Genomic DNA, 26,729 nt, shown 5'->3' on the forward strand with positions numbered 1-26,729 from the left:
TTTAAGGTTATGAGTTGCTTGGATAGAAGCTCAACACTGTTTAAAAGGTTGCGCAATGACACAAATGCATCAAAAACAAAATGAAATTAATCATCAAGATGAAAAAGCAAAACGACGTCAAGAAAGATTGGCACAACAATTGCGTCAAAACCTGAAACGTCGAAAAGAGCAAAGCCGAAAAAGAGCACAACCAGAGCTCTAAAATGCAAAAAAATGTTTTTTAGTAAATTTTTGCAACCAAACTTCTCAATAATTTGTTCTCATAGTTAGAATGCGTTCTAAAACGATTAATAAAGCATAACTTCCCGAAGGGGGACAATCCTTTGGAAGGGCAGGCACAAAGGAAAAGAGGGAAAATACGATGGATTCTATTCAAATTGTTGGGGGAGAAAAACTTAAAGGAACAATTCCTATTTCTGGGGCAAAAAATGCTGCATTGCCTCTTATGATTGCGGCGCTTTTAACAGAAGAAACGCTCACTTTAGAAAATATTCCGCATCTGGCCGATGTTGAATTGCTTATTCGTATTCTCAATAATCATGGTGTTGGATATGCCGTTGATGGACAAGAGTTTAACGATGAATGCGTGAATTCAAGAACAATTCATTTTACGGCGCAAAAAATAGCTACAACACGGGCACCATACGAACTGGTGAAAAAAATGCGTGCAAGCTTTTGGGTTATTGGACCTCTGCTTGCACGATGCGCAGAGGCTTATGTTTCGCTTCCTGGAGGATGCGCTATTGGAACAAGACCTGTCGATTTTATCCTTGAGGGACTTAAAACTTTAGGCGTACAGATTACTATCGAAAATGGATATGTTCATGCAAAAGCGCTAAAGGGGTTAAAAGGTGCTCACTATCGTTTCCCTAAAGTCACTGTTGGTGGAACCCATGTGCTGCTGATGGCGGCGACAATGGCAAAGGGAACAACCACTCTTGAGAATGCGGCTTGTGAGCCAGAAGTGACAAACCTTATTCGAACCCTGAATGCTATGGGGGCTCAAATAACTGGTGAAGGAACAACAACGCTTACAATTGAAGGGGTTAAAAAACTCAACGGTGCTAGAGTACGCGTTATTGCTGATCGAATCGAAGCGGGAACATATGCAATGGCTGTTGCTATGACGGGAGGAGATGTCTTTCTTAAAAATGCAAATCCTAATCATCTCACAAAAGTGCTTAAGGTGCTCCAAAAAACAGGACTCGAGATTCAAATAGAACCTCAAGGAATTCATATTAAGCGAAATCCAAAGAACACCAAAATTATGCCCATTGATATTAAAACAGGACCTTATCCTGCTTTTCCAACCGATCTCCAAGCGCAATTCATGGCGCTCATGACACGGGCTGAAGGAATCGCGCATATTACAGAGACGGTTTTCGAAAATCGTTTTATGCATGTTCAAGAACTCAATCGCTTAGGGGCACAGATAAAGCTTGATGGGCAGACGGCAACTGTCTATGGAACAGAGAATTTGCAAGGGGCTCCTGTCATGGCGACGGATTTGCGTGCTTCTGTTTCTCTTGTGATTGCGGCATTGGCGGCAAAGGGGGAAACAATCGTCAATCGTGTTTATCATCTTGATCGTGGATTTGAGAGATTAGAAGAAAAATTAGTCCGTTGTGGTGCAAAAATCCAACGCATTACAGTGTAAAGCTTTCAAAGATATGCTCCAAAGAATGGCTTTGAGAGGTTGCTTGGGGGGTGGCTGTTGTGTGGGGGCATGCTTTCATGACACGGGGTTGAGGGAACCGCGCGGATTACAGAGACGATTTTTGAAAATCGTTTTATGCATGTTCAAGAATTCAATCGCTTGAGGGCGCAAATAAAGCTTGATGGGCGAGAGGGCAACCGTCTCGTGGAACAGAGCATTTGCAAGCGGCTCCCGTTATGGCGACGGATTTGCGCGCTTGTTGTTTCTCTTGTGATTGCAGCCCTCTTATCTTGTTCCATTGGCGGCAAAGGGAGAAACAAACGTCAATCGTGTCTATCATCTTGATCGTGAATTTTGAAAAGTTGGAAGAAAAATGAATCCGTTGTGGCGCAAAAATCCAACGCATCACAGTGTAAAGCTTTCAAAGATATGCTCCAAAGAATGGCTTTGGGAGGGGGCGATATATTTTTAGGTGTGCTTTTTGGAGGCTTGATCTCAAGAATCAAGGGTTGTTAATCCTCTCAATAAACGTGGGTTTTATCTCATGGTTTTTACGAGCGAGCATAAGAGTTTGAGAGGTGGGGGATGGAGCTCATAAAACAAACACTGTTTTTAAATTTTATTGCCAATTTCCTGAAATTACTTTATACCTTGAAGGGTAACTTTGGTCGTCTACGCAGCGATCAGTAGGGTCTGAAAGCCCTAAAGTTCAGTACATAAGATTAGCCTACTTTTGTGGGTGTCCCGGGATTCCGGGAGTTTTTGCCATGTCCAAGTGCTCTCTAGCACTAAAAGCAAAAAAAGCTGACTGAACTCAGTACTTTCAGACTCCCGGAATACCAATGCGAGGGCGCTCGCAACCGGCAGGGGAGCTTGAAGTGAAAGCTAAAAATCCACATTTTAACGATATTTCGATTGGCAAAAAAATTCGCTTTAAAAGAACAATGATTGGAATGTCGCAAAAGAAATTAGGCAGCCAGTTAGGAGTAACCTTTCAACAAATCCAAAAATATGAAAAAGGCTTCAATCGTATAGGGGCGGGGCGTTTACAAGAAATTGCCGATATTCTTAATGTTCCCATTTCCTTTTTTTATTCTGGTCTCTCAACAAAGGAAAACGTCTTGTATCCTTGTGATGATGAGATCTCAAGTAAAGAAGAATACATTCTTTTGAAAAGTTTTAGAGAGCTCAAACCTCAAAAACAGAAAGCATTTTTGTGTTTGATTATCTCATGAAATAAAAACACTGTTTTAAATTTTATTGCCAATTTCCTGAAATTACTTTATACCTTGAAGGGTAACTTTGGTCGTCTACGCAGCGATCAGTAGGGTCTGAAAGCCCTAAAGTTCAGTACATAAGATTAGCCTACTTTTGTGGGTGTCCCGGGATTCCGGGAGTTTTTGCTATGTCCAAGTGCTCTCTAGCACTAAAAGCAAAAAAAGCTGATTCGAACTCAGTACTTTCAGACTCCCGGAATACGCATAAGAGGCGCTCGCAACCGGCAGGGGAGCTTGAAGTGAAAGCTAAAAATCCACATTTTAACGACATTTCGATTGGCAAAAAAATTCGCTTTAAAAGAACAATGATCGGAAGGTCGCAAAAGAAATTAGGCAGCCAGTTAGGGGTGACTTTTCAACAAATCTAAAAATATGAAAAAGGCTTCAATCGTATAGGGGCGGGGCGTTTACAAGAAATTGCCGATATTCTTAATGTTCCCATTTCCTTTTTTTTATTCTGGTCTCTCAACAAAAGAAGACGTCTTGTATCCTTATGATGATGAGATCTCAAGCAAAGAAGAGCACATCCTTTTGAAAAGTTTTAGAGAACTCAAACCTCAAAAACAGAAAGCAATTTTGTGTTTGATTGTCTCATGAGATAAAAACACTGTTTTAATTTTTATTGCTGGTCTCCAGAAATTATTTTATGAACAAGCACCAAGGTTCTCGTCGTACAGTGTGGTTGAATGGTGGAACCCAAAGCCTGAAAATCCAAGATGAGACATTAGCCTGCTTTATAAGTATTGCGAGATTCCGGGAGTTTTTGTTATGTCCAGGTGCTCTCTAGCACTAAAAGCAAAAAAGCTGACTGAACTCAGTGTTTTTGACTCCCGGAATACGCATAAGAGGCGCTCGCAACCGGTAGGGGAGCTTGAAGTGCAAACTAAAAATCCACACTTTAACGATATTTCGATAGGCAGAAAAATTCGCTTTAAAAGAACAATGATCGGAAGGTCGCAAAAGAAATTAGGCAGCCAGTTAGGGGTGACTTTTCAACAAATCCAAAAATATGAAAAAGGCTCTAATCGTATAGGAGCTGGGCGTTTACAGGAAATTGCCGACATTCTTAATGTTCCCATTTCCTTTTTTTACGCTGATCTCTCGACAAAAGAAAACGTCTTGTATTGCTGTGATGAAAGGATCGCAAGCAAAGAAGAGCACATTCTTTTGAAAAGTTTTAGAGAGCTCAAACTTAAAAAGCAGAAAGCAATTTTAAGATTAAATTTTCGTTAGAATTAAAAAAAGATTAAAGAGGCTCTTGCTAAATAATAAATTATTATATAAAGCTCTTTTTAGAGAAGGGGGTTAACATTTCTCCTCCCCCCCCCGCAGAAATGTCGAAATAAAACCTCCTTCTCATCGTTTAAAAAATCACGAAAAATTTTATCCTTTATTTTTTTTAAAAGAGTGACTTGTTTGTGCTAGAAAAGTTGCTGTATTAGGTAAATTGGAGGGCGGGGTGTTTTTAGTAGGGATTTGGGAAGGGCTGGAAAAGTCGTCTTGCCAAATAGAGTTCTCAAAAGGAAATCTTGGAAAGAAACTATCAAAGGGGTGGCTTAAAAGAAGCTACCAAAAATCCGGAACTTCAGGCTTTAAATGAGGACCAATCCGTACCGCCGAGACCTTTTCTGCTAAACCGGTGCGATCTGAAATCTCAACCGCTAAACCACAAAGGGTGGCGGGACCACGCGCCGGTTCAAAACGATCTTGCTTCGTCTTATAAAGAAAACGGTGTAAGGGTTCTTCTTTATCCATTCCAAGAGATGAGTTATAATCTCCACACATGCCTGCATCTGTTAAATAGGCGCTCCCACCTTCTAAGATTTGCGCGTCAGCCGTGGGAATATGCGTATGGGTGCCAACGATAACACTCACACGACCGTCAAGAAAATGGCCAAAACATTGCTTCTCGCTTGTCGTTTCTGCGTGAAAGTCAAAAATAATCGTATCGGCTTGCTCCATCAACGAACAGGCAAGCAGAATATTTTCCGCTGTTTCAAATGGATCTTCTACTTTACACGGCATAAAAACGTTGCCCAACAGATTGGCGACAAGAACACGGGCGCCATTTTTTGCCGTAAAAACACCAGAACCTTTTCCGGGAGTTTCTTTCGAAAAATTGGCAGGGCGTAAAAAACGATCACTCTCATGGGCATACTGCAATGCTTCTTTGTGAGAAAAAGCATGATTACCTGTGGTGACAACATCAACACCGGTTATCAAAAGATCTTGATACGTTTCTTGTGTGAGACCAAAACCACCAGAGGCATTTTCACCATTTACCACAACAAAATCAAGCTGCCATTGCTCAATCAGTTGAGGAAGGTATTCAAAAACAGCTTTACAGCCTGTGCTACCAACAATGTCACCTAAAAATAAAAAACGCATAGGCACTTTAATCACATTTTAACATTTTAAGAAACCTTTTTCTGTAAAAATTCCTTGTACCTGTAGATCATGTTCTGCTGCGGGAATAGAGGAAACCTCCTGACATGAAAATCCTATGCCCCATAATGTCATTTGATGCCCTTGTTTTTCAAGAGCTGCAACAGCACGGTCATAGTATCCTCCTCCATAGCCAAGACGGTGACATTGACGATCAAACGCAGAAAGCGGAACAATAATATTATTGGGGGCAACAACGCCATTGTCTGCACCCGGACCAAAGGTGCCAAAACGCATGGGCTCTAAAATCGTGCTGGGCGAAAATGCACGGAAAATCATGGTGGTGGAATCAAGAACTGCTGGTAAGGCTAAATGCCCACCGCGTAACGCTACAGCATCCAGTAAAGGACGCGGGTCAATTTCCGATTTAATGGGCCAATAGCCTGCTAAAATGAGGCGTGAAAAATCGGTGCCCTTCTTTTCAAGGTATTCAATAAAGTGGCAACAAGCACGCTGCGAAAAGAGTGTGCGCTCTTCTGTTAAAAGAGCATCACGACGCGATAAACCGCTTTTGCGTTGCTGTGTGCGAAGGGATGAAGCAGATTCATAGAGGGGATTATTTGTCATTGTCTCGTCAATTATTTTATAAGATGCTGGTATTTTATCCATTGTTGGCGTTTTGTAAATCTCTGTTAGGACAAGAGCTGTGCTCATGAAAAAAAAGCATGAAAAAAGTGTGTGCTCTTTAGGGGGCATCTTGATGCGATAAACCGCTCTCGCGCTGCTTGCGTGCGAAGGGATGAAGCGGGAAGGGATGAAGCAGATTCACAGAGGGGATTATTTGTAAGTGCTGTCTGTTTTATAAAATAAAGCCTATCGTAATTTTTATTTCTTGAAAAGAGAGTATCGTCATTGGTCTTATGTAAAAGGACGCTCTCAATTTTAGCTGGAAAAATTTTTATGCAAAAAAGTTATACAAATAAAGGGTGATCCACAACAGCCGATGGAAAAAGCTGATCCCGGGAACCTATACAAATAGGTGGGCGCCATATGAAAAAGCCCACGGGCTTGATCAGGGACAGCTCCCTTGGAGATCATTAAGGTCTCAGGAATACGTTATTTCCTGTCGAGAAGCGCAGAACACCCTCCTTAATATAAAACAATTTCAGAGCTTCTGCTAGAGATAAAATAACCTCGCTCTCTTCTTTTTCAAAAAGTATTTCAGGAGAGTTTTTATAACCTTGCTGGTGGTTTCTCGAAATGGCTGTATGATGGATGGCTTATTCAAAGTAAAAAAGAAAAAAATATGAGTGGGGGTGGGTGTTTGAGTGACGCAGAACGGTTTATTGGCAATGGCTTGATTGGCTCTTTTGGGACAATGCTTGATTTTTATGTTTCGCGGGAATACTTGGAGGAGGTTTGAAGGGAAATATTTCTTATTCAAGGATGTTGGTTGAATTGGTGTTGCGTCTTTGAAGTTTTTGCTTTGTGAATCCATATTTCAGGGCTGTTTTATCAATTTTGAGGGGTGGAGGAGAGCCGATACGGTATGTGCTGCTATGGTTGAAGCTTAGAAATAAAAAACAGATGATGATAGTTTATCAGAGGTGCTAAGCGATGTTTTAAGCTTTTTTCAAAAAGTATTTTTTGAGGATCGTGTTTACAAATTTTTTTTTATCCATGATAGAAGGTGTGAAAAGAAGAAACGGCGTGAAGAGGACTCCGGTGTGGAAGCGTTTGCTTGCTATGAGAAGAAATTCTGTAGGGGGTATATCGGAAGTGTTTGGACGCTGCTTGCAATACAAAAAAGGTCAAAATTCAAAAAAAGCACTGTGAATTGTGTGGGGGTTGATGGTGTGATTATAAGCAGGGGCAGTTTATTGAGTGGAATGTGAAACCGGCTTGCGTCTTAACTAGGTTTGAAAAGATGCCGTAAAGTGTCTTGTTTTTGAATGGTTTTAAAGAGCTTGGGGTGATTGTTCGTCTAACAGAGCTTGCACGCGCTTTTGAATCCTGCGCATTTGTGGATAGTAATCCAATGCTGTTTCATAAGCTTTAAGAGCAAGTTTTGGACGCTCCGTTGCTTCCATGACAACGCCAAGTTCAAAAAAAGCACTATAATTGCGCGGCTCAAGTTCAAGAGCATGGTTGAGATCAAGCAGGGCAAGTTTGAAATCGTTCAGTTGAATGTGAATCCAAGCGCGTCTTATCCAAGCTTCAGCATGAGTAGGTAAAAGTGCAAGAGCATTATCAATATAATCAAGCGCAAGTCCATAATCGTCGCTGTTGAGTGCATTTTCAGCCCATGACATCAAAAGATCAATCGTCTCGCTCCCCGATTGGGACCATAAATGTTGAAGCTGTTGACTGATCTTTTTCGCTTTAGCAACATCAGCACAATATTTCAATTCTTTGAGTAAACGTGAAATTTCTGCTTCTTTGCGCTGCTTAACTCTGTCAACATGGAAAAGCTGCTCTTTGTCAAGATCTTCAAGAATAACCGCCGAAGAATCAGAATCGGAGGGCGTTGAGGAAGGGGGAGGAGAATTGGGAATAAGATCATCTAACGGTAAAAGCGATTGTGGAGAAGGCCGATCTTCAGGAAGAGAAGGAGGATTTTGTCCATAGCTCGAAGGAACAAAACAAAAAACGCTAACAAAAGAAAGAAAAAACGCGCGCTGGAAAATACAGAAAAAACGCAGCTGAAAAAATCGAAAGGCTTTTAAAAAAATAGAAAAATCCATAAAAACAAGCCCCCAAAAGGTAAATCACCAAATATTATCAAATACTAGACTTGTAATCAACGGACTTATAACCAAAAAAACGCAAGAAAAAATTTTTAAGCCTACAATTAAAGTAGGCATAAAAACATTGACCCTAAAGAATTAGCCCTGACGTGCTCTAAAACGTGGATTCGTTTTATTAAGAATATAAACACGACCCTTACGACGCACCAAACGATTGTTACGGTGGCGCTCTTTTAGTGCTTTAAGCGAATTTTTAATTTTCATCATATTCACCGTTTAAATAGTTTACGTAACAAAATACTATAATACATATTAAAACACGAAAATACAATACCACAACCCCAATAGACTGCTCACTTTAATGAACATTGCATTGCGATATCGTACTTGCATGATAACATCACACGATACACTTTTTCACTGTGATCACAAAAAGAAAAACGTACTCTTAAGGTACGCATTAACACACTTCATTAGCACAACGATAAGTGAAAATTGCAAAAAAAGTAGGAGAGATCTAACAAGAAGTCTTATTCTTGTCAAGGGTATATCCCTTACAAATTCCTATAGTGTGTGTTAATGGTTGCCTTGGAGGTAAAAATTTTCTCGTAAAAAGAAGGACACAAAAAAGCACAAAGAGTGAAAAAAGTAAAAGCTTCCTATTTGTGAGAAAATAATCCTGTTTTTTCGTAAAATATCATCGTTTAGTAAGGCTCATGTAAAATTTATAACATGAGGTGTTTTTTGTTCGTGTATGAGGATATTCTTAAGGCTTATTCTTAAAACCTAAAAAATAAACCGCATGATGATGACGAAGATGATGAATTGATAAGGATAAATTTCTATTGTTCAGAGAAAACATAGTAAAATAAGAGTTTCGCATAGTCTTAAGGTTTTCTCATTGCAAATCTGTGTATCTTTAAGCATAGCATTCGCTGCTTGCATATCACAAGCGGGATTGATCTATGGTAAAGATACTTGAAGATAAGGAATAAAACGGTCTTTTATGAATGCTTTCAAATGCTAAGAGTGTTGTAACATTGGAGACTGGCAAAGCGGTATGATGAGGTTGGTGTTTACGCTTCATAAGTTTAAAGAGGGTGGTGCACTATGAATGTTTAAGCTATTATCGAGAGTTTTTATGCTCTATGACAGGGGCTGCTGTTGTGAAGTGGTGGGGCAATGTGCATTGGCCAAATGTTTCTTTAAAATAAGCGCGTGGTAAAACAAGTGCGTAAATTGGCAACACAAGTGTCTTCTGTTTGAGGCTTTTTATTTTACGTGAGGGGTGAGAGGATATTTGGTTTGGGAATGGATAAGCTTAGTGCTGTAATCATATCCTGTAATTATATCTTTGATGTGGAGATCAGGGACGGAGCGGAGCGCTCGGTACTTTTAATGAGGGATTAAATCTGTGCGGTTAGAGTGAAAGATTATGCATAAATTTCTCTTTTAAGGCAATAGTTTATGATTCTTTGCAACCCAATTATTTCTACGTGGGTGGAGTGCTGGATATTGTCGAGCAGATGGGGAATTCAAATTATCCAATAAGGGAGCCAGTATACTGAGAATACACTTTGGCTCTTGAATGTGGATAGTTTGAATTCTTTTTAATATCCATGTTGCAGAAAAAATTTGACCTTCCCAAGGGTGGTCTATGATGATGTTTATTGAAAGAGTGAAAGCTTCACATTGTCTGGCGATAGACGTAATAAAAGTATGTCATAATACCAATTTATATACATGTTGCAAATGCCAAAGAGAGCTGACGTAATGATCATTGGTATCCCGATCAATAGGGGCAGTGTTTCTCTTCCTCCTGTGAGGTATATTAGACAAAGAATTCCTGTCATTAATAAAAAGCCTATCGACAGGATTTTCGTTACGAAAACAAAGGGTTTACGAAAAGTTAAAAGAAAAAGGAACAACATATGTCTAAATGGACCCCCTTTACGTTTTTGGGGAGGAACAGACTGTGCCTCATTTAAAGTTTCTTCTTTATTTTCATTGTTTTCATTTTTGAGTTTGTTTGAAGAGATCCCCTCCATTATTTTCCCCTTTTGTATGGTATTTTTGCTATAAAAAGATCTAAGTTTGTGCTGAACGTTGATCACATATTAAGATAAGATACAAGCGAAATTATTTTATTATTGTTAGAAATGAAGTATTTTTTCGCACAATGAGCGTTTTAAAGGCAATGATAGTATTAAAATGATAGTATTAAAAAGTATAGTTTAGCTTTATCAGGATAATAAAATAAACATTTATATTTTATAAATTATTAGGTGCTCTTGAAAGAAGCTTGGATTGAGAAAAATTGTGGGAATTTCATGAAGCGCTGGTCTGTTGGGGGTGACGAATGTCATTGCTGAGCAGGATTAGAGAGTTACAGACAATCTCTTATGGGTGGTTAAGAATATGCGTAAACAAAGTGCGTTTACGATAAGGGGAGTTCATAAAGAATTGTGCGAGATGCAATAAAGAGATGCCATAAAATCAATGCGCATTATGCGGTGGTGATGTGCCTTATAATTCATTGTCTTAACAGGATTAAAAGGTGAGAAAATTGATGCACTAAAAAAGGGGAGGGTTTTGTGAGAGAAGAAAAATTGATCTGAAAAGAAGAAACTTAAGCCTTTGGGGAGAAGTTCAGGAAACCTTTTCGAGGAATGTGTTGGGGGGAATTAATGAAAGGAGAAAATCTTCTATCCGTTGAAGGAAAAAGAGAGAGGAGAAAAAGAAGAAAGTTGCTATGCTGGAGGGGGCTATCGTCTGGCCGATATTGGGCCGAATTCTCGAGAGTTGTTTGGGGAGAGTAATACGTTTTACCTCTTTGCAGCGATTTTATGGAAAACAAAACGATGCTTTTGTGAAAATGCTTTTGTAAAAAAATGAACATAAGAAGAAAAGCTAGAGACAATAAAAGCGCAATCATGGGGATTGGTATCTATGGGGTGCAATAAATCAGTCTATTTCTTAAAGATTGGCATTAAAAGAAAAATGAAGGGGCTGCGTATGTTATGGGGGATATTTATGCTGTGGAAGGTATCCGTTGAGGGGAAGTTGGGGGCTGATGGATTGTTTTGAGCCGTGGGGGGATGTTTTTGAGAAAAGGAAGGGGAGAAGAGCTAAGGGGGTGGAGTTGAAGGGTTGGGAGCGCTTGTTGTGCTGCTTGGATATCGGTGTGGAGTGAAGCTTTGTTTTTGAGGGCGGATGAGATGTTCGTGTAGGATGAAGCGGTTTGGAGGGGAAAAGGAGGTGATGTTTTAAGAGAGAAGGAGCTTGTAGGAGGGCTTCACGCCCTTTCAGGGGCGAATTAAAAGGTTAGGGGCGCTTTGGAGCCGCTGGATATCGGTGTGGGGGGAGGTTGTTTTTTCAGTTCATTTGGGAAAAAGTGTGAAAAAGTATTTGTATATATGTGGGCTTAAGATTTGTTGGCTGGTCCCAGTAATTGGATGACATGCCCCATTTTGCGGTTGGGGTGAACAGTGCTTTTGCCATATAAATGGATCGAGGTGCGCTCTTGCTTCAGAAAATATTTTAACGTGCTAAAATTGTTACCAAGAAGATTGGTCATTTGGCAATCGCTATGGCGATAGGGACTGCCTAAGGGAAGTCCGCAAATAGTACGGATATGCTGTTCAAATTGTGAAGTTATGCATGCCTTTTGTGTCCAATGACCAGAATTATGGACACGCGGTGCTAATTCATTCACTAAAAGGTGACCATTCGTTAAGACAAAAAGTTCAATACAAAGAACACCAACATAATCGAGGGCATCCATGACTGTTACACTGATTTCTTGAGCCGCTTTTTGCACGTCAAGTGGAATATGTGATGGAACAAAGGACTTATGAAGAATTCCATTCTTGTGTTGGTTTTCAGGGCAATCATAAAAAATATGTTCTCCTTGTTTTGTGCGGGCCGAGAGAACCGAAATTTCCGATAAAAAAGGAACTATTTCTTCCAAAATACAAGGCTGTTCTTGAAAAGTCCTTAAGGCTTCGTCAAGGGTTTGTTCATCTGGGTGATCAAGCTTGATCTGGTTTTTTCCGTCATAACCAAAACGACGCGTCTTTAAAAGACCACGTCCGCCTAAGGTATCAAGAGCGGAAAGAAGAGAAGAAGAATTGTCAACAGCGTGCCATAACGCGGTGCCAATCCCTTGATCACGCAAAAATTGCTTCTCAAAAAGTCGATCTTGCGTGATCTCTAATGCTTTGGAAGAAGGATAAACAGGCTTACTCTTTTCTACATATTGAACCGTTTGAAGCGAAAGATTTTCAAATTCATAGCTGACAACATCACACTGAGAAATAAAATGATCTAAAGCTGATATATCGTCATAGGAGGAAACAATATGGTTGTTTGCTGTTTGAGCGGCTGGGCAATCGGCTTCAGGGCAAAAAATAACGGTTCGAAATCCTAATTCTGCAGCCGCTATGGCGAGCATCCGTGCTAATTGTCCGCCCCCGATTAAACCAATGACGCTGCCTGGAGGTAACATGGTGAAGGGAGTGGTGTTGGACGAGGTGGTGTTGGAGGGGGGGGTGGAAAACGGTGCCATTTTAAACCTCCGTTACAGGCGTTTGGGCGACATTGGCTGTTTGTTGTTGACGCCAATCTTCTAATCGTTGGGCGAGATCATGGTCATAAACGGCCATAACAGCTGCGGCTAAAAGTGCTGCATTAATTGCGCCTGCTTTGCCAATTGCTAATGTGCCGACGGGTATCCCTGCTGGCATTTGCACGATTGAAAGCAAAGAATCTTGACCAGAAAGAGAGTGAGAATGCACTGGAACGCCAAAAACAGGAAGAGGAGTAAGGGCTGCTAACATACCTGGAAGATGCGCTGCACCCCCCGCACCGGCAATTAAAACTTTAAACCCTGCTTCTTTTGCTTCTTTTGCAAATTGATAAAGGCGCTCAGGAGTTCGGTGTGCTGAGACAATATGCGAACTATGAGAAATACCAAGATTCGTCAAAATATCAGCACTATGGCACATCGTTTGCCAATCCGATTGGCTCCCCATTAAAATCGCCACATCACATGATTTTTTCATCATTCTCTATCCTTTTCAAAGGTTCAATGCGATTCTTTATCATTATTTTTTTAAAGTTTTATATTCTCTTTGCAAAGCCAATTGATGACAGAGAAACAGTTATTTTTCAAATAAGGCTGAAAGCTAAAAATTTAAAGGGGATCTCGAGAGATGAAAAACTAAAGTATTGAAGGCATGAAGCACTGCTTGTGAGGGGGGAAGGGGAATGTCAAGGGGTGGTGTGGGACCCATGAGGCTGTTGAGCTTGCGGCATTGTCTTTTATTTAAGATAAGAGGGAAAAATGTATTGGGGAAAAGCCGTTGATTATAAGTTTTTTTAAAAAAATGTCTTATTTTTTATTTGCTAAAATAAACCAGATCACCATATGATATAAAATCTGTTGCAATTTGAAACATTGCTTATGAGAAAAAGAGATTTTTATGTCAAAAATGTGTTGCAAAATGAGGATATTCTTTTGAGAAAAAAAGAGATGTATATCACTCGATTTCAAAGCCTATTTATTTTGTTGTTCAAGTGATTCTTTTGTGAGTGGGGGATATAATCTTTATAATTGTCGATATATCTTTAACAATGGCTGATATAAGGGGAAGCGAATAATCAACGCTTTTGTTGAGATGTGCTTCTGAGCGATTATATCGTTTTTTCACTTAAATATAATGGCAATATCAATCGCGAGTGACGAATTGTGAATAATAAATCCATGGTCTCTTTTTTGCCCAATTTTGTAATATGGTGAACGCTGAAATAAATAAGAGTTAAACAACGGATGTAAAGGAGATTTAAAAGCTATGTTTCTTCCATTTTTAATCGCTTTAGGTACTGCAGTAACGACTATGTGTGGTAAAAAAAATATAAGTTATGCTTTGTGGGTAATTTTATTCGTTGTCATTCTTCTCACTTTCAATCATCACGCAACTTCTACTTTAAATTTATCTTTTTGAGAGAATAGCCATGGAACATGTTGAACAAAAAAATCCTCACTTCGTCATCTTTATGAATACGCTAGGACTCTTTGGGTTATCTATTGTCTTGGTGGTGGCTTTTTATTATCAATTGGTAAAGTTTGAGTTACCTTGTCCCCTTTGTTTGCTGCAGCGCGTTGGATTGATGCTGGCAGGTTGTGGGTTCTTACTCAATATTCACCATAAGGTGAAAAATACCCATTATGGTATGGTTATTCTTGGTTGTATGGTAACCAGTGCTGTGGCAGCACGGCAAGTGTTTTTGCATATCACACCCGATGATTTAGGATATGGTTCAACGTTCTTTGGATTGCATTTTTATACTTGGGCTTTCATTATTTCTGTCCTTTGTATCTTTGCTGTCTCATTTGTCATGATTTTAGGCGAGTTGGCACACAAGTTCAAAGAATTTTCTCCTTTTCCAGTCTTGAGTAAAGCGGCAAGTTTCTTATTTGTGTTTTTGATTGCGGCAAATTTGATTTCTACCATACTGGAATGTGGTGGTGGGCAATGCGCTGATGATCCTGTAAGGTATGAATTGTTATCAAATTGGTTCCCTTCTCAGTCTTGAAATTTTTTAATAATCCCTCATCATAATTTTTATTGTTAAAGAGGCGGAAATATTTAAGAATCCGCTTCTTTTTTATTTATTGGGAAGACATTTCAGCAAGATTGTTCGATAATCTGATCTTTTATACCAACGCTGGCTTTTATGAGCGCTGGCGATTGATATTTTTTTTAGCGAAGACTTGTACTGTGAACCTTTTATGCTGTCTTTTGAGAGAGATGAAGGGATTGATTGGCTTGGGGGCGTTTGTAGAGAAGCCCCGGACTTTTGAGCCGCGTGGGTTAAGAAGCCTCGTTTTTTAAAGGTGCATTAACGATAAAAATTTTTTGTTCTTGATTTTTCTTAACATTGTGTTAAATTGATATTCGTATTCATTTTGGTGCTTCTAAAGCGTTTTTATTGCTTCTAGAGGGATTAATTTAAAATTTTGAAAGTTATGTGAATAATTTTCTGCAGAGGTTTGTTTATTAGAGGCAAACCTTTTTTTTTATCTAAGTTTTAGATGTTTTCTTTCAGTATGAAGCCTTTTTTTAGAAAAAGGTAAGCGTCTTGATGATGACTCTCTTCTTTATTAAGATATTGATTTATAATAATAAATAACCATTTTACCGTGAAGAGCGTTGCTGAATATAATAAAATTTCTCATCACCAGTTCTCTCATATTAAATCAATTAAAATTATTTGCTTATACATCATAAGTGGTGGGTCGTGCATGTGGGGCAAAACTGTGCAAGAAAGGCATGCCTTTAATGAATTATCTCTTGAACTGAAGGCTGTCTGCAACATTGGGAGCTGGCAGAGTTTTGTGATGATGCCGGCTTTGTTCTTCCATAAGCGTAAACTTGTTTCTCCATAAGCGTAAAGATAGGGGAGGGCTGAATGGATTTTATACACTTCATGGGAGCTTACCATTCCTTTACGGGTAGCGTTTTGCAAAATGGGTGTGATGGAGCGTTGAGAGATCTTTCTTTAAAACAAACGTGTGAATATGCAACGCAGGTCTATTCCTTTTGGTGCGTTTTGTATTACGAAAAAAATTGATTTATAAGAATGAGTTATCGTTGTGGATGTTGAACGAGAAAAACGAAAAGCTTCTCTTATTTCAAACTATTCTTATAGTCAATTAATTAAATGTACTCTTCTACGTTACAAAAAAGCACTGAATGTAAATAAAAATTCTTTTAAAAGTCGTAAAATGCTTCTTATGCACCCTTTTGATCGCTAGAATTTGTCGAAAAAATTTATGCTGCTCAATACAATAATAGGGCGGTTTATATCTATCATTTAAGTGAAAATAGGGGAATTTAGATGAAAAGGGAGGCGAGATTTTGATGACAGTTGTTGAAAACGTTATTGTGTAATGCATTTTTTACAGATTTTCTGCTTTCTGTAAATATGCAAAAGCGTAAAAACGGAAATATGTAAAAAAGGAAGCTGGGACTTTATGTGGGGTGTATGCTTTTGGCATGGCATGGAATGTGGTGAGATAAATGGGGGAAAGAGTTTTTGTGAATGGAGTGGTAAGCTGGGATGAAGCCTGCGGGAGATTGAAGGGAGAAGAGAGTGTGGGGGTGGAATAGGAATGAACAGACTAGAGGGGGTAAGAGGCGGTGGTGCGAAGGGATGCGTGAAGGATGGTGTGAGGAGATAGCGCTTTGTTTTTATGGTACTTGATGAAGTGGTGTCATTTGAAGGGGGCTGAAGTCCGTGGATGTGGGGTGATCTGAAGTGCTTGGGGGAGATTGGCTAGGCAAGAAGCTGGGGTAATACTATTGTTTATAGAGTGGTGCGGGGTGGAAGTTTCATTTGGCTTTATTCTGTAAATATGTAAAAGCGTGAAAACGGAAATGTGCAAAAAGAGGCGTTGTGGTTAATGATACGCAATGTATAGGGATCGTGTTTTCGAAGATAGGAAGAGCAACATAAATGGAAGGAGTGGCTTAGAGGAAGTGTGTGAAGAGAAAGAAAATGGAGAAGGCTGTATGGGAAATGCATAGAGTATGAAGTGTGGGGCAGTGAAGCATGTTGTGAATGGTGAGTGAAGAATGGAGAAGGTTTTTGAGAAAAGGAGGGGCTTCTGTCGTAGGGGAGTGGTGTTTATCTGAAGGGCGCATGTTTAAGGTGTGGAAGGTGAGGAAAAGTTGGAGGGAGGATGATTGTTCGTAAGTTGTGGAGGGATTAGTCAGAGGTGTTGGGAAAATGCTTTAGGGGAAAAAAATAGCGTAATTTCTTGTCACACTGAAACCAAAATCATCATAAAAATTGAAGGAAATTAGCGGGTAAAATTGGTGGAAAAAAGTTTTGATTCTTAAGGTGTGGGGTGATGTTTTTTGAGAGCATGGAAGAGTAAACTTGAAAAACCTTTCCCTTTTTGTGGAATTTTTATTCACAAACTTAAGAAAATAGGGTATGAACGCTGGAAATAACGCGCAGCTTAACAAAATATGTGCACTGTAAAGGAAATGTTTGTTTATGTCAAAAGAAGAAGTTTTAGAATTTTCTGGTATCGTTACTGAACTCTTACCTAACGCGATGTTTCGTGTGAAACTGGAAAATGATCATGAAATTATTGCCCATACCGCTGGTAGAATGCGGAAAAATCGTATTAGGGTGTTGGCCGGTGATAAAATCATGGTGGAAATGACACCTTATGATTTGACAAAAGGGCGTATTACATATCGCTATAAGTAGCCTCGTGGGTGGCTTGCACTTTTTTCTAAAAGCTATCATATTATTTCTATTATTTTTTAATAGTTTTTTAGCTTGCTTTTCATGAGTGAAAAAAGAGGAGTGTTTGAAGAGCCTTGAAAAACTGTAAAATCGTTGCGGAAAAAGGATAAGGAGATCAATAGCGCTTAAAAGGGAGCGCTAAAGGGGCGCTTAAGGGGGCGAGAGGGAAGTCGATTGTGAAGGGGTGGAAATGAGAAATATAAGAGAGTGGGGGAAAAACGTTTGGCAGATACTCTTACAGAAGAAATTCATTTGGTGCTTGCCTCCGCTTCGCCAAGGCGTTTAGCGCTCTTGGCACAAATAGGGATTGATCCCCAGCAGGTTTATGCAAGCGATATTGATGAAACGCCAAAATTAAAAGAACATCCTGCAAACCTTGCCAAACGTTTGGCAAAAGAAAAAGCACTGAAAGCCCAAAAAATTTTGTGCTGGTACAGTCAGAATGGTCAAGACGAGTTGCAGAATGGTCAAGAAAAATTACCTGGACAGAAAATGATTATCTTGGCGGCTGATACGGTGGTGGCTGTTGGGCGGACCATATTCCCCAAACCAGAAAGCGAGGATGAGGCTTATGAATGTTTACGATACCTTTCTGGGCGTTCGCATAAGGTCTATGGTGCCATTTGTGCGCTCAATGAACGTGGAAAAATAACCGTAAAATTGGTTGAAAGTCGTGTTCGCTTTAGACGCTTAACTTCTGCTATGATGAAGGCTTACCTTGCTTCAGGAGAATGGCAAGGGAAAGCAGGTGGCTACGCTATCCAAGGAAAAGCAGGGGCTTTTGTTGTCCATATCACGGGTTCTTATTCTAATGTTGTGGGATTGCCTTTGGCTGAAACAGCCGATCTCTTGACCGCTTATCACTATCCACTTTTCACTCACTGGGCTGAACAAACGCATTAGAAAAACTTTAAGGTAAGATCACTGCAAGGTGAAAAGCAACAAAAAGAGAAATGCAAAAATGAAAAAAAAGCAACAGAAGAAAAGTTAATGAAGAAGCCAATGACAAAGGTGTGCCAAGAACAAAAAGAGCTAAATTTGCAAAAAGAGACCCGTCCTCCGCATCCTTGTCCTATTTGTGGTCAGATGTCACAAAAATCTTCTTATCCTTTTTGTTCCACACGGTGCCGAGCTATTGATCTTAATCGTTGGCTTTCAGGCTCTTATATTTTACCACCCCCACCACAAGTAAGTGATGAAGAAGAATAAAGGGGATATTCTTCTTGAGAAAGAACGCTAAAGCGTTTTTGTATGGGAACTGAAGGGGAGGCGCGCGGGATTATCCTATATCAATCTATTTAAGAGCTGGATTAACGGCTTGCTTATTATCGTCATTCGCAAAGACGCAGATTAAGTTCAATCAACGATGGAAGTTTTAATACATATCTAAGACTTATTCCCAAAGGTTTTGTTTACCATGGATAATTATAAATTGCTTTGTTGCATGAAGGTCGATGGTGCCTTGTTGCAAGAAGGTTGTTGGTGCCTTTAGGGTGTGAGGAAAAATTGATAGTCCAATCAGTATTGCTAAGGAAAAAAGAGGGCGCGCGTGTTTTGGTGCAAAGAGACGGGGTAACAAAAAATCGCTTGTTAGTGCTTTGTTGCGTGAAAGTTGTTGATGCCTTTAGGGTGTGAGGGAAGAATTGATAGTCCAATCAGTATTGCTAACGAAAAAGAGGGGCGCGTGTTTTGGTGCAAAGAGATGGGGTAACAAAAAATTGCTTGTTGGTGCTTTGTTGCGTGAAAGTTGTTGATGCCTTTAGGGTATGAGGGAAGAATTGATCATCTAATCAGTATTGCTAAGGAAAAAGAGGGGCGCGTGTTTTGGTGCAAAGAGACGGGGCAATAAAAAATCGCTTGTTGGTGCTTTTGCTGGGTAATGGTATGGTGTCATTTGGGGGCTGGATTGATTATATCGTGATTTTGACCGTATCTGTGTTCACGTGGAAAGCTGATCAATATGACGTCGCTTTGATTGGAGCGGCAACATTATTACCTGGTATCGTTCTGTCTAAGCCAATTGGAATGTTGGTAAGTCACCGTTCTATGATCCATTGGTTGCGGGCGTCACTGCTGTTACGGGCACTCTGTACTGTCGGTTTATTGATGGCGACGAGTCTGCAAGGATTTATTATACTGGCAGTTATTCGAGCGACATTCAACAGTCTAGCCATGCCTGCAATTTCCGTTCTTAGTGCAAATTCGGTGCCTGAAAACGGACGGACTCGTTACTATTCTGTGCTTAACATGATCAATAGCGCAGCAAAGATGATAGGACCTGCTTTGGGGAGTGCTCTGTCTGTACTTTTGTCAGACACATATACTTTATTGTTTTCTGGATTTTTGACATTGCTAGGCTTTATCGTGTTTTGTTGTCTTGGTGCACAACCTGTCTCGTCACTCATGATAAAAACAGCGAATACCATAAAATCAAAGCATAGGCTTTATGGGACAACTTGGTATGCCTATGTGGCGGTGATGTTTGTGTATTTTGCCATGATCTTTATGGTGAATAATCAGTTGCCAGTTATTCTTAGTGCAATGAAAATGAATAAACAAGCTCTTGGGATGCTGGTATCGGCTTCGGCAATCGGTAATTTTCTCTATGGGTTTTGGAGTGTGAAACAATCTAAGCATAAACCCCTTACAGGCAAAATATCAGAGTTGTTAATGCCGGCAATGTCAACAATGATTGGTTTTGTCATGATCTCTGTGTGCTTTTTTTACTTTGATTTACTCCGTATTGAGACTTTGTTGCTCTGTTTTTTCCTTATTGGAATGGTTAGCGCTTACTTTTCCATATCTTCTAACGTTTATCTGGTAAGCAATTTCAATGAACAGATTGGGGTGGCTTCCGGATGGGTGCAGTCTATACAAAATTTAGCTATGTTGGTGGCGCCCTTTGTTGGAGCGTTTGTTTTAGGTCACACTTCGGCTGGAAAATTGTTCCTTCTTTCTGGATTGAGTGGATTATTCTGTTTATTGGCTATTAGGATATTGGTGAACCGTTCTTTGTTAATTGTTCGATCTCAATGATTGGCTCATCAATGAAACAAATGTTTTAAATCATTTTTCTGAGATTTAGAGGACGTGGAGATAATCCAACATAGAGCAGCTTTTTCAACGTCATAGATTCAATTTTTGATTTTTACTTAGCCGCTTATATGTTTTTTTCGGGGCTTTGCCTTCTTGATACGGTTCCACTGTCTCGTAAACGCAATAGGGGGCATGGTTTTGAGCGACAATGTCATTTTTGTTTAACTCCGCTTTGCTACGAATAGTCAAACTTAAAAACTCAGCTGCCAATCCTTAATCAGCTTGACTTGAAGCAATAATGAAAACAGAAAACGAGGAGCTATAGTGTGAATTATCTTACATGCCGTAAAATATCATTCTTGGAGGTATGGTGATATCAGGTATGGGAAACTTTAGGCAGGGGGTATGTTAATTGTTGCTCTTTTTCCTAATCAGAAATCAACCACAAGATTGCTTTTTGTTTTTTCGGCTGGAGCTCTCTAAAATTTTTCAAAAGAGTGTGTTCTTTTTCGCTATAGGTGTATTGGTCGTGGTGTAAGAGAGTTTCTTTTGTGGGAAGATCTTCTTTTGTGGCAATGTCTGCATAAAAAAAGCTTATAGGGATATCCAGTTTTTGGGCGATTTTGAGTAAATACCCTACGCTTACACGACTTAAGCCTTTTTCGTATTTTTGGATTTGTTGAAAACTGACACCTAAATGGCTTCCTAATGCTTTTTGGGAAAGTCCTATTGAAATGCGTCTGTGACGGATTCTTTTGCCTATCAAAATGTCGATAAAATGTGGATTTTTAGTTGGCACTTCAAGCCCCCCTCCGGTTGCGAGCGCCCTCGCATTGGTATTCCGGGAGTCAAAATACTGAGCTCTAGTCAGTTTTTTTGCTTTTAGTGCGGAAACGCACCTGGACATGGCAAAAACTCCCGGAATTCCGGGATACCCACAAAAGTGGGCTCATTTTACGCTAGAGCTTAGGGTTTTTGAATCCCTCTTGATCGCTGCGTAGACGACCAAAATTACACTTTAAGTGATAAAGTAATTTCAGGAGATTGGCAAGAAAAATGAAAAATTTTCTATTCTGTTATACCGTAAAACGGCGCTATTTGAAGGAGGAGTGAAGAGCTTGAATATTCAGGATAGGGCTTAATTTGTTGAGCCTGGTGAAGTGCTGTCTTTTTTGGGGGGTGGAGACTGTAAGGGTACTAGGCAAAAAGCTGGATTCGTTTTCAGAACAGTGTTTACAGAGCAGCGCGGGTGGTGATGTGGAAATTTTATTTGGCTGTTTTCTGTGAATGTGTAAAAACGTAAAAATGTGAATCTGTAAAAGTGAAGCGGAGGATTTATGGATTTATGTGTTGTGCGTGTTTTAGGGTCACGTTGGGCTTTTATCTGGCATGGATGGGGTGAGATAAATGGGGGGTGAAGAGACTGTGAATCGAGGAGGGAAGCTGGAATGAAGAGTGCTGTAAGTCGTAAATGTGTGATGGGAGAAGAGGGGGGAATGGGAGAGTGCCTATGGACAAGGGGAGGGTGTGGATAAGAGGCGGGGTAGTGCAAAGGGATGCGTGAAGGGATGGTGTGAGGGTGATAGAAGAGGGAGGTGAGGCTTTTATTAAAGGGTGTTGTGGTTTTGAAAGGGGGTGAGAATGGAGAAAATGCCCTGGAAAGTATGGTGATGTGGGGAGCTAAAGGGGATGAGAGCAGGGCTCGAAAAAATAACTGGGAAAGGGAGCCGTGGTGGGGAAATGAAAAAAAACTTCCTCACCCCCCAGTTGTTTTCAAAGGGGAGTGAGGGGGCTTATCAAGAAGAAAAAAGCTAGTTTCTTTTCATAATTTTCCAAGTTTTTCCATCAGACATATACATAATCTTTTGACCTGTGGTTATCTTTTGTGTGCCGTGAGTGGTGTGAAGCGTAGAACTGGAAGCCGCTAGATGATCTATAAAGATTGATTTCCACTTAAATAAATCAGGAGATGGCAAAAAGATGTTGGGTGCCCAAGAACGATCTTTTGAACGAATAACGACAAGCTCTTTTTGTTTCAAGACGTTAGAAATTGTTTGTGCAGACAGATCTTTCCCATTGGAAATTTGTATTTCTGGTCCAGCAGTAGGCGAGGCTAAACCTCCAAGGTCGCTTATACTTGTCATGCAAAAAGTGAATGTACATGATGTTTGGATGAGGTGAGAATCTCGGCACTTTCCTTGATTAGAAACTTTCAGACTCCCTTCGTGTAGCTTGTTTTGTTTTAAGCCATTAGGATCAAAAAAAATTGAACTTTGCGGACTTAAATCATAACAAGAGGAAAGATGTCTCTTCCAACGAGAATGGTCTTCAACAAAACTTGAAGATTTACGGAGTTTGCCAAATGTATTTGGTACTTCTATGGTCCCAATATTCACTTTTTTACCCGTTATAAAATCGACTACTTTCGCTGTAACTAGATTTTCATTTTTTTCAACATATAATTGATATCTGCGTCCCATCTCCCATGGAAACTTGATTTCACATCGTACTCCTGAACCTTCCTGGGTAAAATGCTTACATGTATTACCCTTCCATCCCGTTGCATTCCAGATAGAAAAATGAATGGTACGGCCGCTCCTGTTGAAAAAACCAATTTGTCCACTTTTCCCGTTTTGGAATTCAAATTTATTTCCCCAGAAATAGATGGAGTTAGGCCCACCATCGTAATTTATTTGCTGGGTGAAAACAAATAGATCAAATAATGCATTTTCAGGCCATTCATGCTCTATTGTAATAACTTTGCCGGCAAAGATGGCATAGCTTGGTTTACTTATCAGAAGGATTAAAAGTATTAAAATAACCTTTTTTACAGTACGGTACATACTCAAATCCTCTATATTAATAATATATATTGCAACTTTATAAGTATTAAAGCATATATTCAATAATTTTTTAAGTAAAAATATAGAAAATACTTTAATGTTTACTCTAAACTATATGCTGTAAAGACTGCTTTGTTTGAAATGTTTTTGCATGCTCCTTTTCTGCTGTTCAAATTTAAGTTTTAATAGTGGAGTTTGTGGGTGAGAGTTTAAAAAGGGGAGTGATGATGTGGGGTATAAGAAAAGTTGCGGTTTTTATTTAAAATGATAGCGTATTTTTTTTCTCCCTCTTGCTATGAGGCTTGTAGAAACCCATATTCTTTTTAGCACTATGGTTCTTCTTCATGCTGCTTTTTTCGCGGTGTTTTTAGAGGATGGATAATCCTTTCTGGATGTTTCTTGTGTGGAATATTGGAGAGGTTAAAGTGTGGTGGTGGCTTGAGATTTAAGGAAAAAAAATGAACTTGGAAAAATATAGCGAACGCGTGCAGGGTTTTTTACAATCAGCACAAAATAGCGCTCTTGCTTCTGATCATCAGCAGTTTATGCCGGAGCATTTCCTGAAAGTGTTGTTAGATGATTCTCAAGGATTGGCTGCATCGCTTATCCAAAACGCTGGTGGTGATCTTACTCTTATTCAAAAGGCGCTAAAAGAAGCACTTAATGCTTTGCCTAAGGTGCAAGGGGGAAATGGACAGCTCTATCTTTCGCAGCCATTGGCAAAAGTTTTCGCGCTGGCTGAGGATATTGCGAAAAAAGCCGGTGATCAATTTGTGACCGTGGAGCGCATGTTGCAAGCGCTGATCATGGAAAAGACCGCAAAAACAGCCGATATTTTAACAAGTGGAGGATTGACCCCGCAAGCGCTTAATCGGGCAATTAATGCGCTGCGGAAAGGAAAAACAGCAACAAGCCCCCATGCCGAAGGACAATATGATGCCTTGCAAAAATATGCCCGGGATCTCACAAAAGATGCCCGTGAAGGAAAACTCGACCCTGTGATTGGGCGGGAAGAGGAAATCCGCCGCACTATTCAGGTGCTCTCACGGCGGACGAAAAATAATCCCGTGTTGATTGGTGAGCCTGGGGTGGGGAAAACAGCTATTGTGGAAGGGTTAGCTCTGCGCATTATCAATGGCGATGTGCCTGAAACTTTGCGGGATAAACAGCTTCATGCGCTGGATATGGGAGCGCTTATCGCTGGTGCAAAATATCGTGGGGAATTCGAAGAGCGCCTTAAAGCGGTGCTGGCAGAGGTGCAAGCTGAAAATGGACAAATTATCCTCTTTATTGATGAATTGCACAATCTTGTTGGCGCTGGAAAATCTGACGGTCCTATGGATGCTTCTAACTTGTTAAAACCTGCTCTTGCACGCGGAGAACTCCATTGTGTGGGCGCTACTACGCTCGATGAATATCGAAAATATGTCGAAAAAGATGCTGCTTTGGCACGCCGCTTTCAACCTGTCTTTGTACCTGAACCCTCTTTGGAAGATACTATTTCTATCTTGCGCGGTATTAAGGAAAAATATGAACAACATCACAAAGTGCGCTTGGCTGATAGTGCTTTGATTGCGGCCGCGCGTTTGTCTAACCGCTATATTACGGATCGCTTCTTGCCGGATAAAGCTATTGATCTTATCGATGAAGCGGCGGCGCGGTTGCGCATGCAGGTCGATTCAAAGCCGGAAGAACTCGATGCTGTTGATCGGCGTATTTTACAGTTGAAGATCGAACGGGAAGCTTTGAAAACAGATGTCGAGCCAACAGCAAAAGAACGTTTGAAAAATGTGCAGGAGGAACTGAAAACATTGGAACAACAGTCCGCTGAGATGACAAGTGCTTGGCAGGCTGAGAAACAAAAATTAGGGCATGCTGCTGATTTGAAAAAACAACTCGAAGAAGCCCGTAATGCTTTGGCTATTGCACAGCGTGATGGACAATTCCAACGCGCTGGAGAGCTCGCTTATAGCGTTATCCCTGAACTCGAAAAACAATTGAGTATCGCGGAAAATGATGACCAACAAAATCATCTCGTTGAAGAGACGGTCACTGCTGAACATGTGGCGCGGATTGTTTCGCGCTGGACCGGTATTCCTGTTGATCGAATGTTGGAGGCAGAACGGGAGGCGCTGTTGCGGATGGAAGATGAAATTAGCAAACGTGTGATTGGGCAGGGAGAGGCTGTTCAAGCTGTTTCTCGCGCTGTACGCCGTGCGCGCGCAGGGTTGCAAGATCCTAATCGGCCCCTTGGCTCTTTCATGTTTTTGGGTCCTACCGGTGTGGGGAAAACCGAATTAACCAAAGCTCTTGCCGCTTTTCTTTTCCAAGACTCCAATGCCATGTTGCGCATCGATATGTCGGAATATATGGAAAAACATGCTGGGGCGCGGCTGATTGGGGCACCTCCTGGATATGTTGGATATGAAGAGGGGGGGGGGCTGACGGAGGCTGTACGTAGAAGACCTTACCAGGTCATTCTGTTTGACGAAATTGAAAAAGCACATCCTGATATTTTTAATCTCTTGTTGCAAGTGTTGGATGAGGGACGCTTGACCGATAGTCAAGGGCGTACCGTTGATTTTCGCAATACCTTGCTGATTATGACCTCAAATCTTGGTGCTGAGTTCTTAACTGCTTTGCCTGAAGGTCAAACCGTTGATCAGGCAAAAAGTGAGGTCATGAATGTGGTGAAAGCCGCTTTTCGTCCGGAGTTTTTAAACCGTATCGATGAGATTATCCTTTTTCAGAGGCTGCAACGTCACGATATGGAAGCTATCGTTGATATCCAGATACAACATTTGCAAAATTTGCTCAATGAACGCAAAATAACTTTGCAAATCGAGCCAGAGGTGAGAAAATTTCTTGCCGATAAAGGCTATGATCCGCTCTATGGTGCGCGTCCGCTTAAACGGATTATTCAAAAAGAAATTCAAGATCCACTGGCGGAAAATATCTTATTTGGAAAAATTCACGATGAGACAACGGTGAAAATTACAAAACAAGGAGATCGGTTGGAATTTTTGCCTGAAGATTAAGTGTGGAAAAATTCACGCTATAAAGGGCGGTGATAATCTTATTATGCGATAAAACACCGCTCTTTGAGGCGTGCTGATTTAGAAAAATTCACGATGAAACAAGCGGTGTTTTATTGCAAAGCAAAGGGAGTGGTTGGTGTTTTTGCATGTTAAATGAGTGTTCTCGAATATCGTAGGATTCTTTTACTTCTGGTTGTAGTGAAAGCTATTTTCTTGCAATGTTATAAGTGAAGTCACAAGCGGGATTGCTTTATTGCTTTGTGCGTAAAAGCGTTAAAGAGAAATGCCGTTTATCCGCCGTAAAACACTGCTCTTTGAAGGGGTGTGGGGGAGCTGGTTTGAATTTGACTTAAGCATGTTTTGTTGTTTGATATATTAGCAAATAACGTTGATCGTTGCTCTTTTTCCTAATCAGAAATCAA

Annotated in this window: 20 protein-coding genes, 1 other RNA gene and 2 pseudogenes; 14 read left to right on the plus strand and 9 right to left on the minus strand. The window is 40.3% G+C overall.

What is annotated here, in order from left to right; all coding sequences use genetic code 11:
* Nucleotides 1-55 precede the first annotated feature (55 nt).
* The 6 genes and pseudogenes from ACFINU_RS05015 to ACFINU_RS05040 all read left to right on the plus strand — a co-directional run bounded on the left by ACFINU_RS05015 (nt 56) and on the right by ACFINU_RS05040 (nt 4,167).
* A complete protein-coding gene (locus ACFINU_RS05015) occupies nt 56-202 on the plus strand; it encodes a hypothetical protein (protein ID WP_375617967.1) in 147 nt (48 codons plus the stop codon).
* Between the two features lie 159 nt (nt 203-361).
* On the plus strand, nt 362-1,657 hold the full coding sequence (gene murA, locus ACFINU_RS05020; protein ID WP_375617968.1) for a UDP-N-acetylglucosamine 1-carboxyvinyltransferase: 1,296 nt from the start codon (nt 362-364) through the stop codon (nt 1,655-1,657).
* A 90-nt stretch (nt 1,658-1,747) separates the two neighbouring features.
* Nucleotides 1,748-2,034, plus strand: a pseudogene (locus ACFINU_RS05025) (UDP-N-acetylglucosamine 1-carboxyvinyltransferase); the annotation flags it as partial.
* A 501-nt stretch (nt 2,035-2,535) separates the two neighbouring features.
* A complete protein-coding gene (locus ACFINU_RS05030; protein ID WP_375617969.1) occupies nt 2,536-2,892 on the plus strand; it encodes a helix-turn-helix domain-containing protein in 357 nt (118 codons plus the stop codon).
* A gap of 281 nt (nt 2,893-3,173) precedes the next feature.
* A pseudogene (locus tag ACFINU_RS05035) lies at nt 3,174-3,584 on the plus strand (helix-turn-helix domain-containing protein).
* A 118-nt stretch (nt 3,585-3,702) separates the two neighbouring features.
* Nucleotides 3,703-4,167, plus strand: coding sequence for a helix-turn-helix domain-containing protein (locus ACFINU_RS05040; RefSeq protein WP_375617970.1), 465 nt, complete (start codon nt 3,703-3,705; stop codon nt 4,165-4,167).
* A 333-nt stretch (nt 4,168-4,500) separates the two neighbouring features.
* On the opposite strand, the gene ACFINU_RS05045 is transcribed toward ACFINU_RS05040, so the two are convergent.
* From ACFINU_RS05045 to purE, 7 genes are all read right to left on the minus strand, one after another.
* Complete coding sequence (locus ACFINU_RS05045) at nt 4,501-5,322, minus strand: TIGR00282 family metallophosphoesterase (RefSeq protein WP_375617971.1); 822 nt, start codon at nt 5,320-5,322, stop codon at nt 4,501-4,503.
* An 18-nt stretch (nt 5,323-5,340) separates the two neighbouring features.
* Nucleotides 5,341-5,946, minus strand: a complete 606-nt coding sequence (locus ACFINU_RS05050) for a 5-formyltetrahydrofolate cyclo-ligase (protein WP_375618006.1) — start codon at nt 5,944-5,946, stop codon at nt 5,341-5,343.
* A gap of 357 nt (nt 5,947-6,303) precedes the next feature.
* Nucleotides 6,304-6,464: non-coding RNA, 6S RNA (gene ssrS, locus ACFINU_RS05055), on the minus strand.
* A gap of 813 nt (nt 6,465-7,277) precedes the next feature.
* A complete protein-coding gene (locus ACFINU_RS05060) occupies nt 7,278-8,063 on the minus strand; it encodes a tetratricopeptide repeat protein (RefSeq protein ID WP_375617972.1) in 786 nt (261 codons plus the stop codon).
* Between the two features lie 141 nt (nt 8,064-8,204).
* The gene (ykgO, locus tag ACFINU_RS05065; RefSeq protein ID WP_004863016.1) at nt 8,205-8,330 is read right to left on the minus strand and encodes a type B 50S ribosomal protein L36; all 126 of its coding nucleotides are present in this window, start codon (nt 8,328-8,330) and stop codon (nt 8,205-8,207) included.
* A 3,160-nt stretch (nt 8,331-11,490) separates the two neighbouring features.
* Nucleotides 11,491-12,633, minus strand: coding sequence for a 5-(carboxyamino)imidazole ribonucleotide synthase (locus ACFINU_RS05070; RefSeq protein WP_375667412.1), 1,143 nt, complete (start codon nt 12,631-12,633; stop codon nt 11,491-11,493).
* 1 nt (nt 12,634) lies between these two features.
* A complete protein-coding gene (purE, locus tag ACFINU_RS05075) occupies nt 12,635-13,132 on the minus strand; it encodes a 5-(carboxyamino)imidazole ribonucleotide mutase (RefSeq protein WP_375610656.1) in 498 nt (165 codons plus the stop codon).
* 786 nt (nt 13,133-13,918) lie between these two features.
* Between purE and ACFINU_RS05080 the strand changes: the two genes are divergently transcribed.
* From ACFINU_RS05080 to ACFINU_RS05110, 7 genes are all read left to right on the plus strand, one after another.
* Nucleotides 13,919-14,071, plus strand: coding sequence for a DUF5993 family protein (locus ACFINU_RS05080; RefSeq protein WP_375611664.1), 153 nt, complete (start codon nt 13,919-13,921; stop codon nt 14,069-14,071).
* A 10-nt stretch (nt 14,072-14,081) separates the two neighbouring features.
* A complete protein-coding gene (locus ACFINU_RS05085; RefSeq protein ID WP_375613594.1) occupies nt 14,082-14,663 on the plus strand; it encodes a disulfide bond formation protein B in 582 nt (193 codons plus the stop codon).
* A 709-nt stretch (nt 14,664-15,372) separates the two neighbouring features.
* Nucleotides 15,373-15,516, plus strand: a complete 144-nt coding sequence (locus ACFINU_RS05090) for a hypothetical protein (RefSeq protein ID WP_375617975.1) — start codon at nt 15,373-15,375, stop codon at nt 15,514-15,516.
* Nucleotides 15,517-17,132: 1,616 nt separating this feature from the next.
* A complete protein-coding gene (gene infA / locus ACFINU_RS05095) occupies nt 17,133-17,351 on the plus strand; it encodes a translation initiation factor IF-1 (protein WP_004857577.1) in 219 nt (72 codons plus the stop codon).
* 261 nt (nt 17,352-17,612) lie between these two features.
* Nucleotides 17,613-18,293 (plus strand): Maf family nucleotide pyrophosphatase, encoded by a 681-nt coding sequence (locus ACFINU_RS05100; protein WP_375667415.1) that lies wholly within the window; start codon nt 17,613-17,615, stop codon nt 18,291-18,293.
* A gap of 87 nt (nt 18,294-18,380) precedes the next feature.
* Complete coding sequence (gene yacG / locus ACFINU_RS05105) at nt 18,381-18,599, plus strand: DNA gyrase inhibitor YacG (RefSeq protein ID WP_375617977.1); 219 nt, start codon at nt 18,381-18,383, stop codon at nt 18,597-18,599.
* Between the two features lie 618 nt (nt 18,600-19,217).
* Nucleotides 19,218-20,426 carry an MFS transporter gene (locus ACFINU_RS05110; RefSeq protein WP_375639405.1) on the plus strand — a complete coding sequence of 403 codons (1,209 nt, stop codon included), beginning with the start codon at nt 19,218-19,220 and terminating at the stop codon, nt 20,424-20,426.
* A 427-nt stretch (nt 20,427-20,853) separates the two neighbouring features.
* On the opposite strand, the gene ACFINU_RS05115 is transcribed toward ACFINU_RS05110, so the two are convergent.
* Both ACFINU_RS05115 and ACFINU_RS05120 read right to left on the minus strand, forming a co-directional pair.
* Nucleotides 20,854-21,225 (minus strand): helix-turn-helix domain-containing protein, encoded by a 372-nt coding sequence (locus ACFINU_RS05115; protein WP_375667420.1) that lies wholly within the window; start codon nt 21,223-21,225, stop codon nt 20,854-20,856.
* A 1,012-nt stretch (nt 21,226-22,237) separates the two neighbouring features.
* Nucleotides 22,238-23,269 carry a DUF3472 domain-containing protein gene (locus ACFINU_RS05120; RefSeq protein WP_375617978.1) on the minus strand — a complete coding sequence of 344 codons (1,032 nt, stop codon included), beginning with the start codon at nt 23,267-23,269 and terminating at the stop codon, nt 22,238-22,240.
* Nucleotides 23,270-23,727: 458 nt separating this feature from the next.
* On the opposite strand from ACFINU_RS05120, the gene clpB reads away from it, so the two are divergent.
* On the plus strand, nt 23,728-26,307 hold the full coding sequence (clpB, locus tag ACFINU_RS05125) for an ATP-dependent chaperone ClpB (RefSeq protein WP_375667417.1): 2,580 nt from the start codon (nt 23,728-23,730) through the stop codon (nt 26,305-26,307).
* Nucleotides 26,308-26,729 lie beyond the last annotated feature (422 nt).

Source organism: Bartonella sp. AC130YNZD, assembly GCF_042196865.1.
Taxonomy (GTDB): Bacteria; Pseudomonadota; Alphaproteobacteria; order Rhizobiales; family Rhizobiaceae; genus Bartonella.

Bases quoted from the DNA above. Each gene is read 5' to 3' on its own strand.
- ACFINU_RS05015 (WP_375617967.1), top strand. From the start codon at position 56: ATGACACAAATGCATCAAAAACAAAATGAAATTAATCATCAAGATGAA.
- murA (WP_375617968.1), top strand. From the start codon at position 362: ATGGATTCTATTCAAATTGTTGGGGGAGAAAAACTTAAAGGAACAATT.
- ACFINU_RS05040 (WP_375617970.1), top strand. From the start codon at position 3,703: ATGTCCAGGTGCTCTCTAGCACTAAAAGCAAAAAAGCTGACTGAACTC.
- ACFINU_RS05045 (WP_375617971.1), bottom strand. From the start codon at position 5,322: ATGCGTTTTTTATTTTTAGGTGACATTGTTGGTAGCACAGGCTGTAAA.
- ACFINU_RS05050 (WP_375618006.1), bottom strand. From the start codon at position 5,946: ATGACAAATAATCCCCTCTATGAATCTGCTTCATCCCTTCGCACACAG.
- ACFINU_RS05060 (WP_375617972.1), bottom strand. From the start codon at position 8,063: ATGGATTTTTCTATTTTTTTAAAAGCCTTTCGATTTTTTCAGCTGCGT.
- ykgO (WP_004863016.1), bottom strand. From the start codon at position 8,330: ATGAAAATTAAAAATTCGCTTAAAGCACTAAAAGAGCGCCACCGTAAC.
- ACFINU_RS05070 (WP_375667412.1), bottom strand. From the start codon at position 12,633: ATGGCACCGTTTTCCACCCCCCCCTCCAACACCACCTCGTCCAACACC.
- purE (WP_375610656.1), bottom strand. From the start codon at position 13,132: ATGATGAAAAAATCATGTGATGTGGCGATTTTAATGGGGAGCCAATCG.
- ACFINU_RS05080 (WP_375611664.1), top strand. From the start codon at position 13,919: ATGTTTCTTCCATTTTTAATCGCTTTAGGTACTGCAGTAACGACTATG.
- ACFINU_RS05085 (WP_375613594.1), top strand. From the start codon at position 14,082: ATGGAACATGTTGAACAAAAAAATCCTCACTTCGTCATCTTTATGAAT.
- ACFINU_RS05090 (WP_375617975.1), top strand. From the start codon at position 15,373: ATGTGGGGCAAAACTGTGCAAGAAAGGCATGCCTTTAATGAATTATCT.
- infA (WP_004857577.1), top strand. From the start codon at position 17,133: ATGTCAAAAGAAGAAGTTTTAGAATTTTCTGGTATCGTTACTGAACTC.
- yacG (WP_375617977.1), top strand. From the start codon at position 18,381: ATGAAGAAGCCAATGACAAAGGTGTGCCAAGAACAAAAAGAGCTAAAT.
- ACFINU_RS05120 (WP_375617978.1), bottom strand. From the start codon at position 23,269: ATGTACCGTACTGTAAAAAAGGTTATTTTAATACTTTTAATCCTTCTG.
- clpB (WP_375667417.1), top strand. From the start codon at position 23,728: ATGAACTTGGAAAAATATAGCGAACGCGTGCAGGGTTTTTTACAATCA.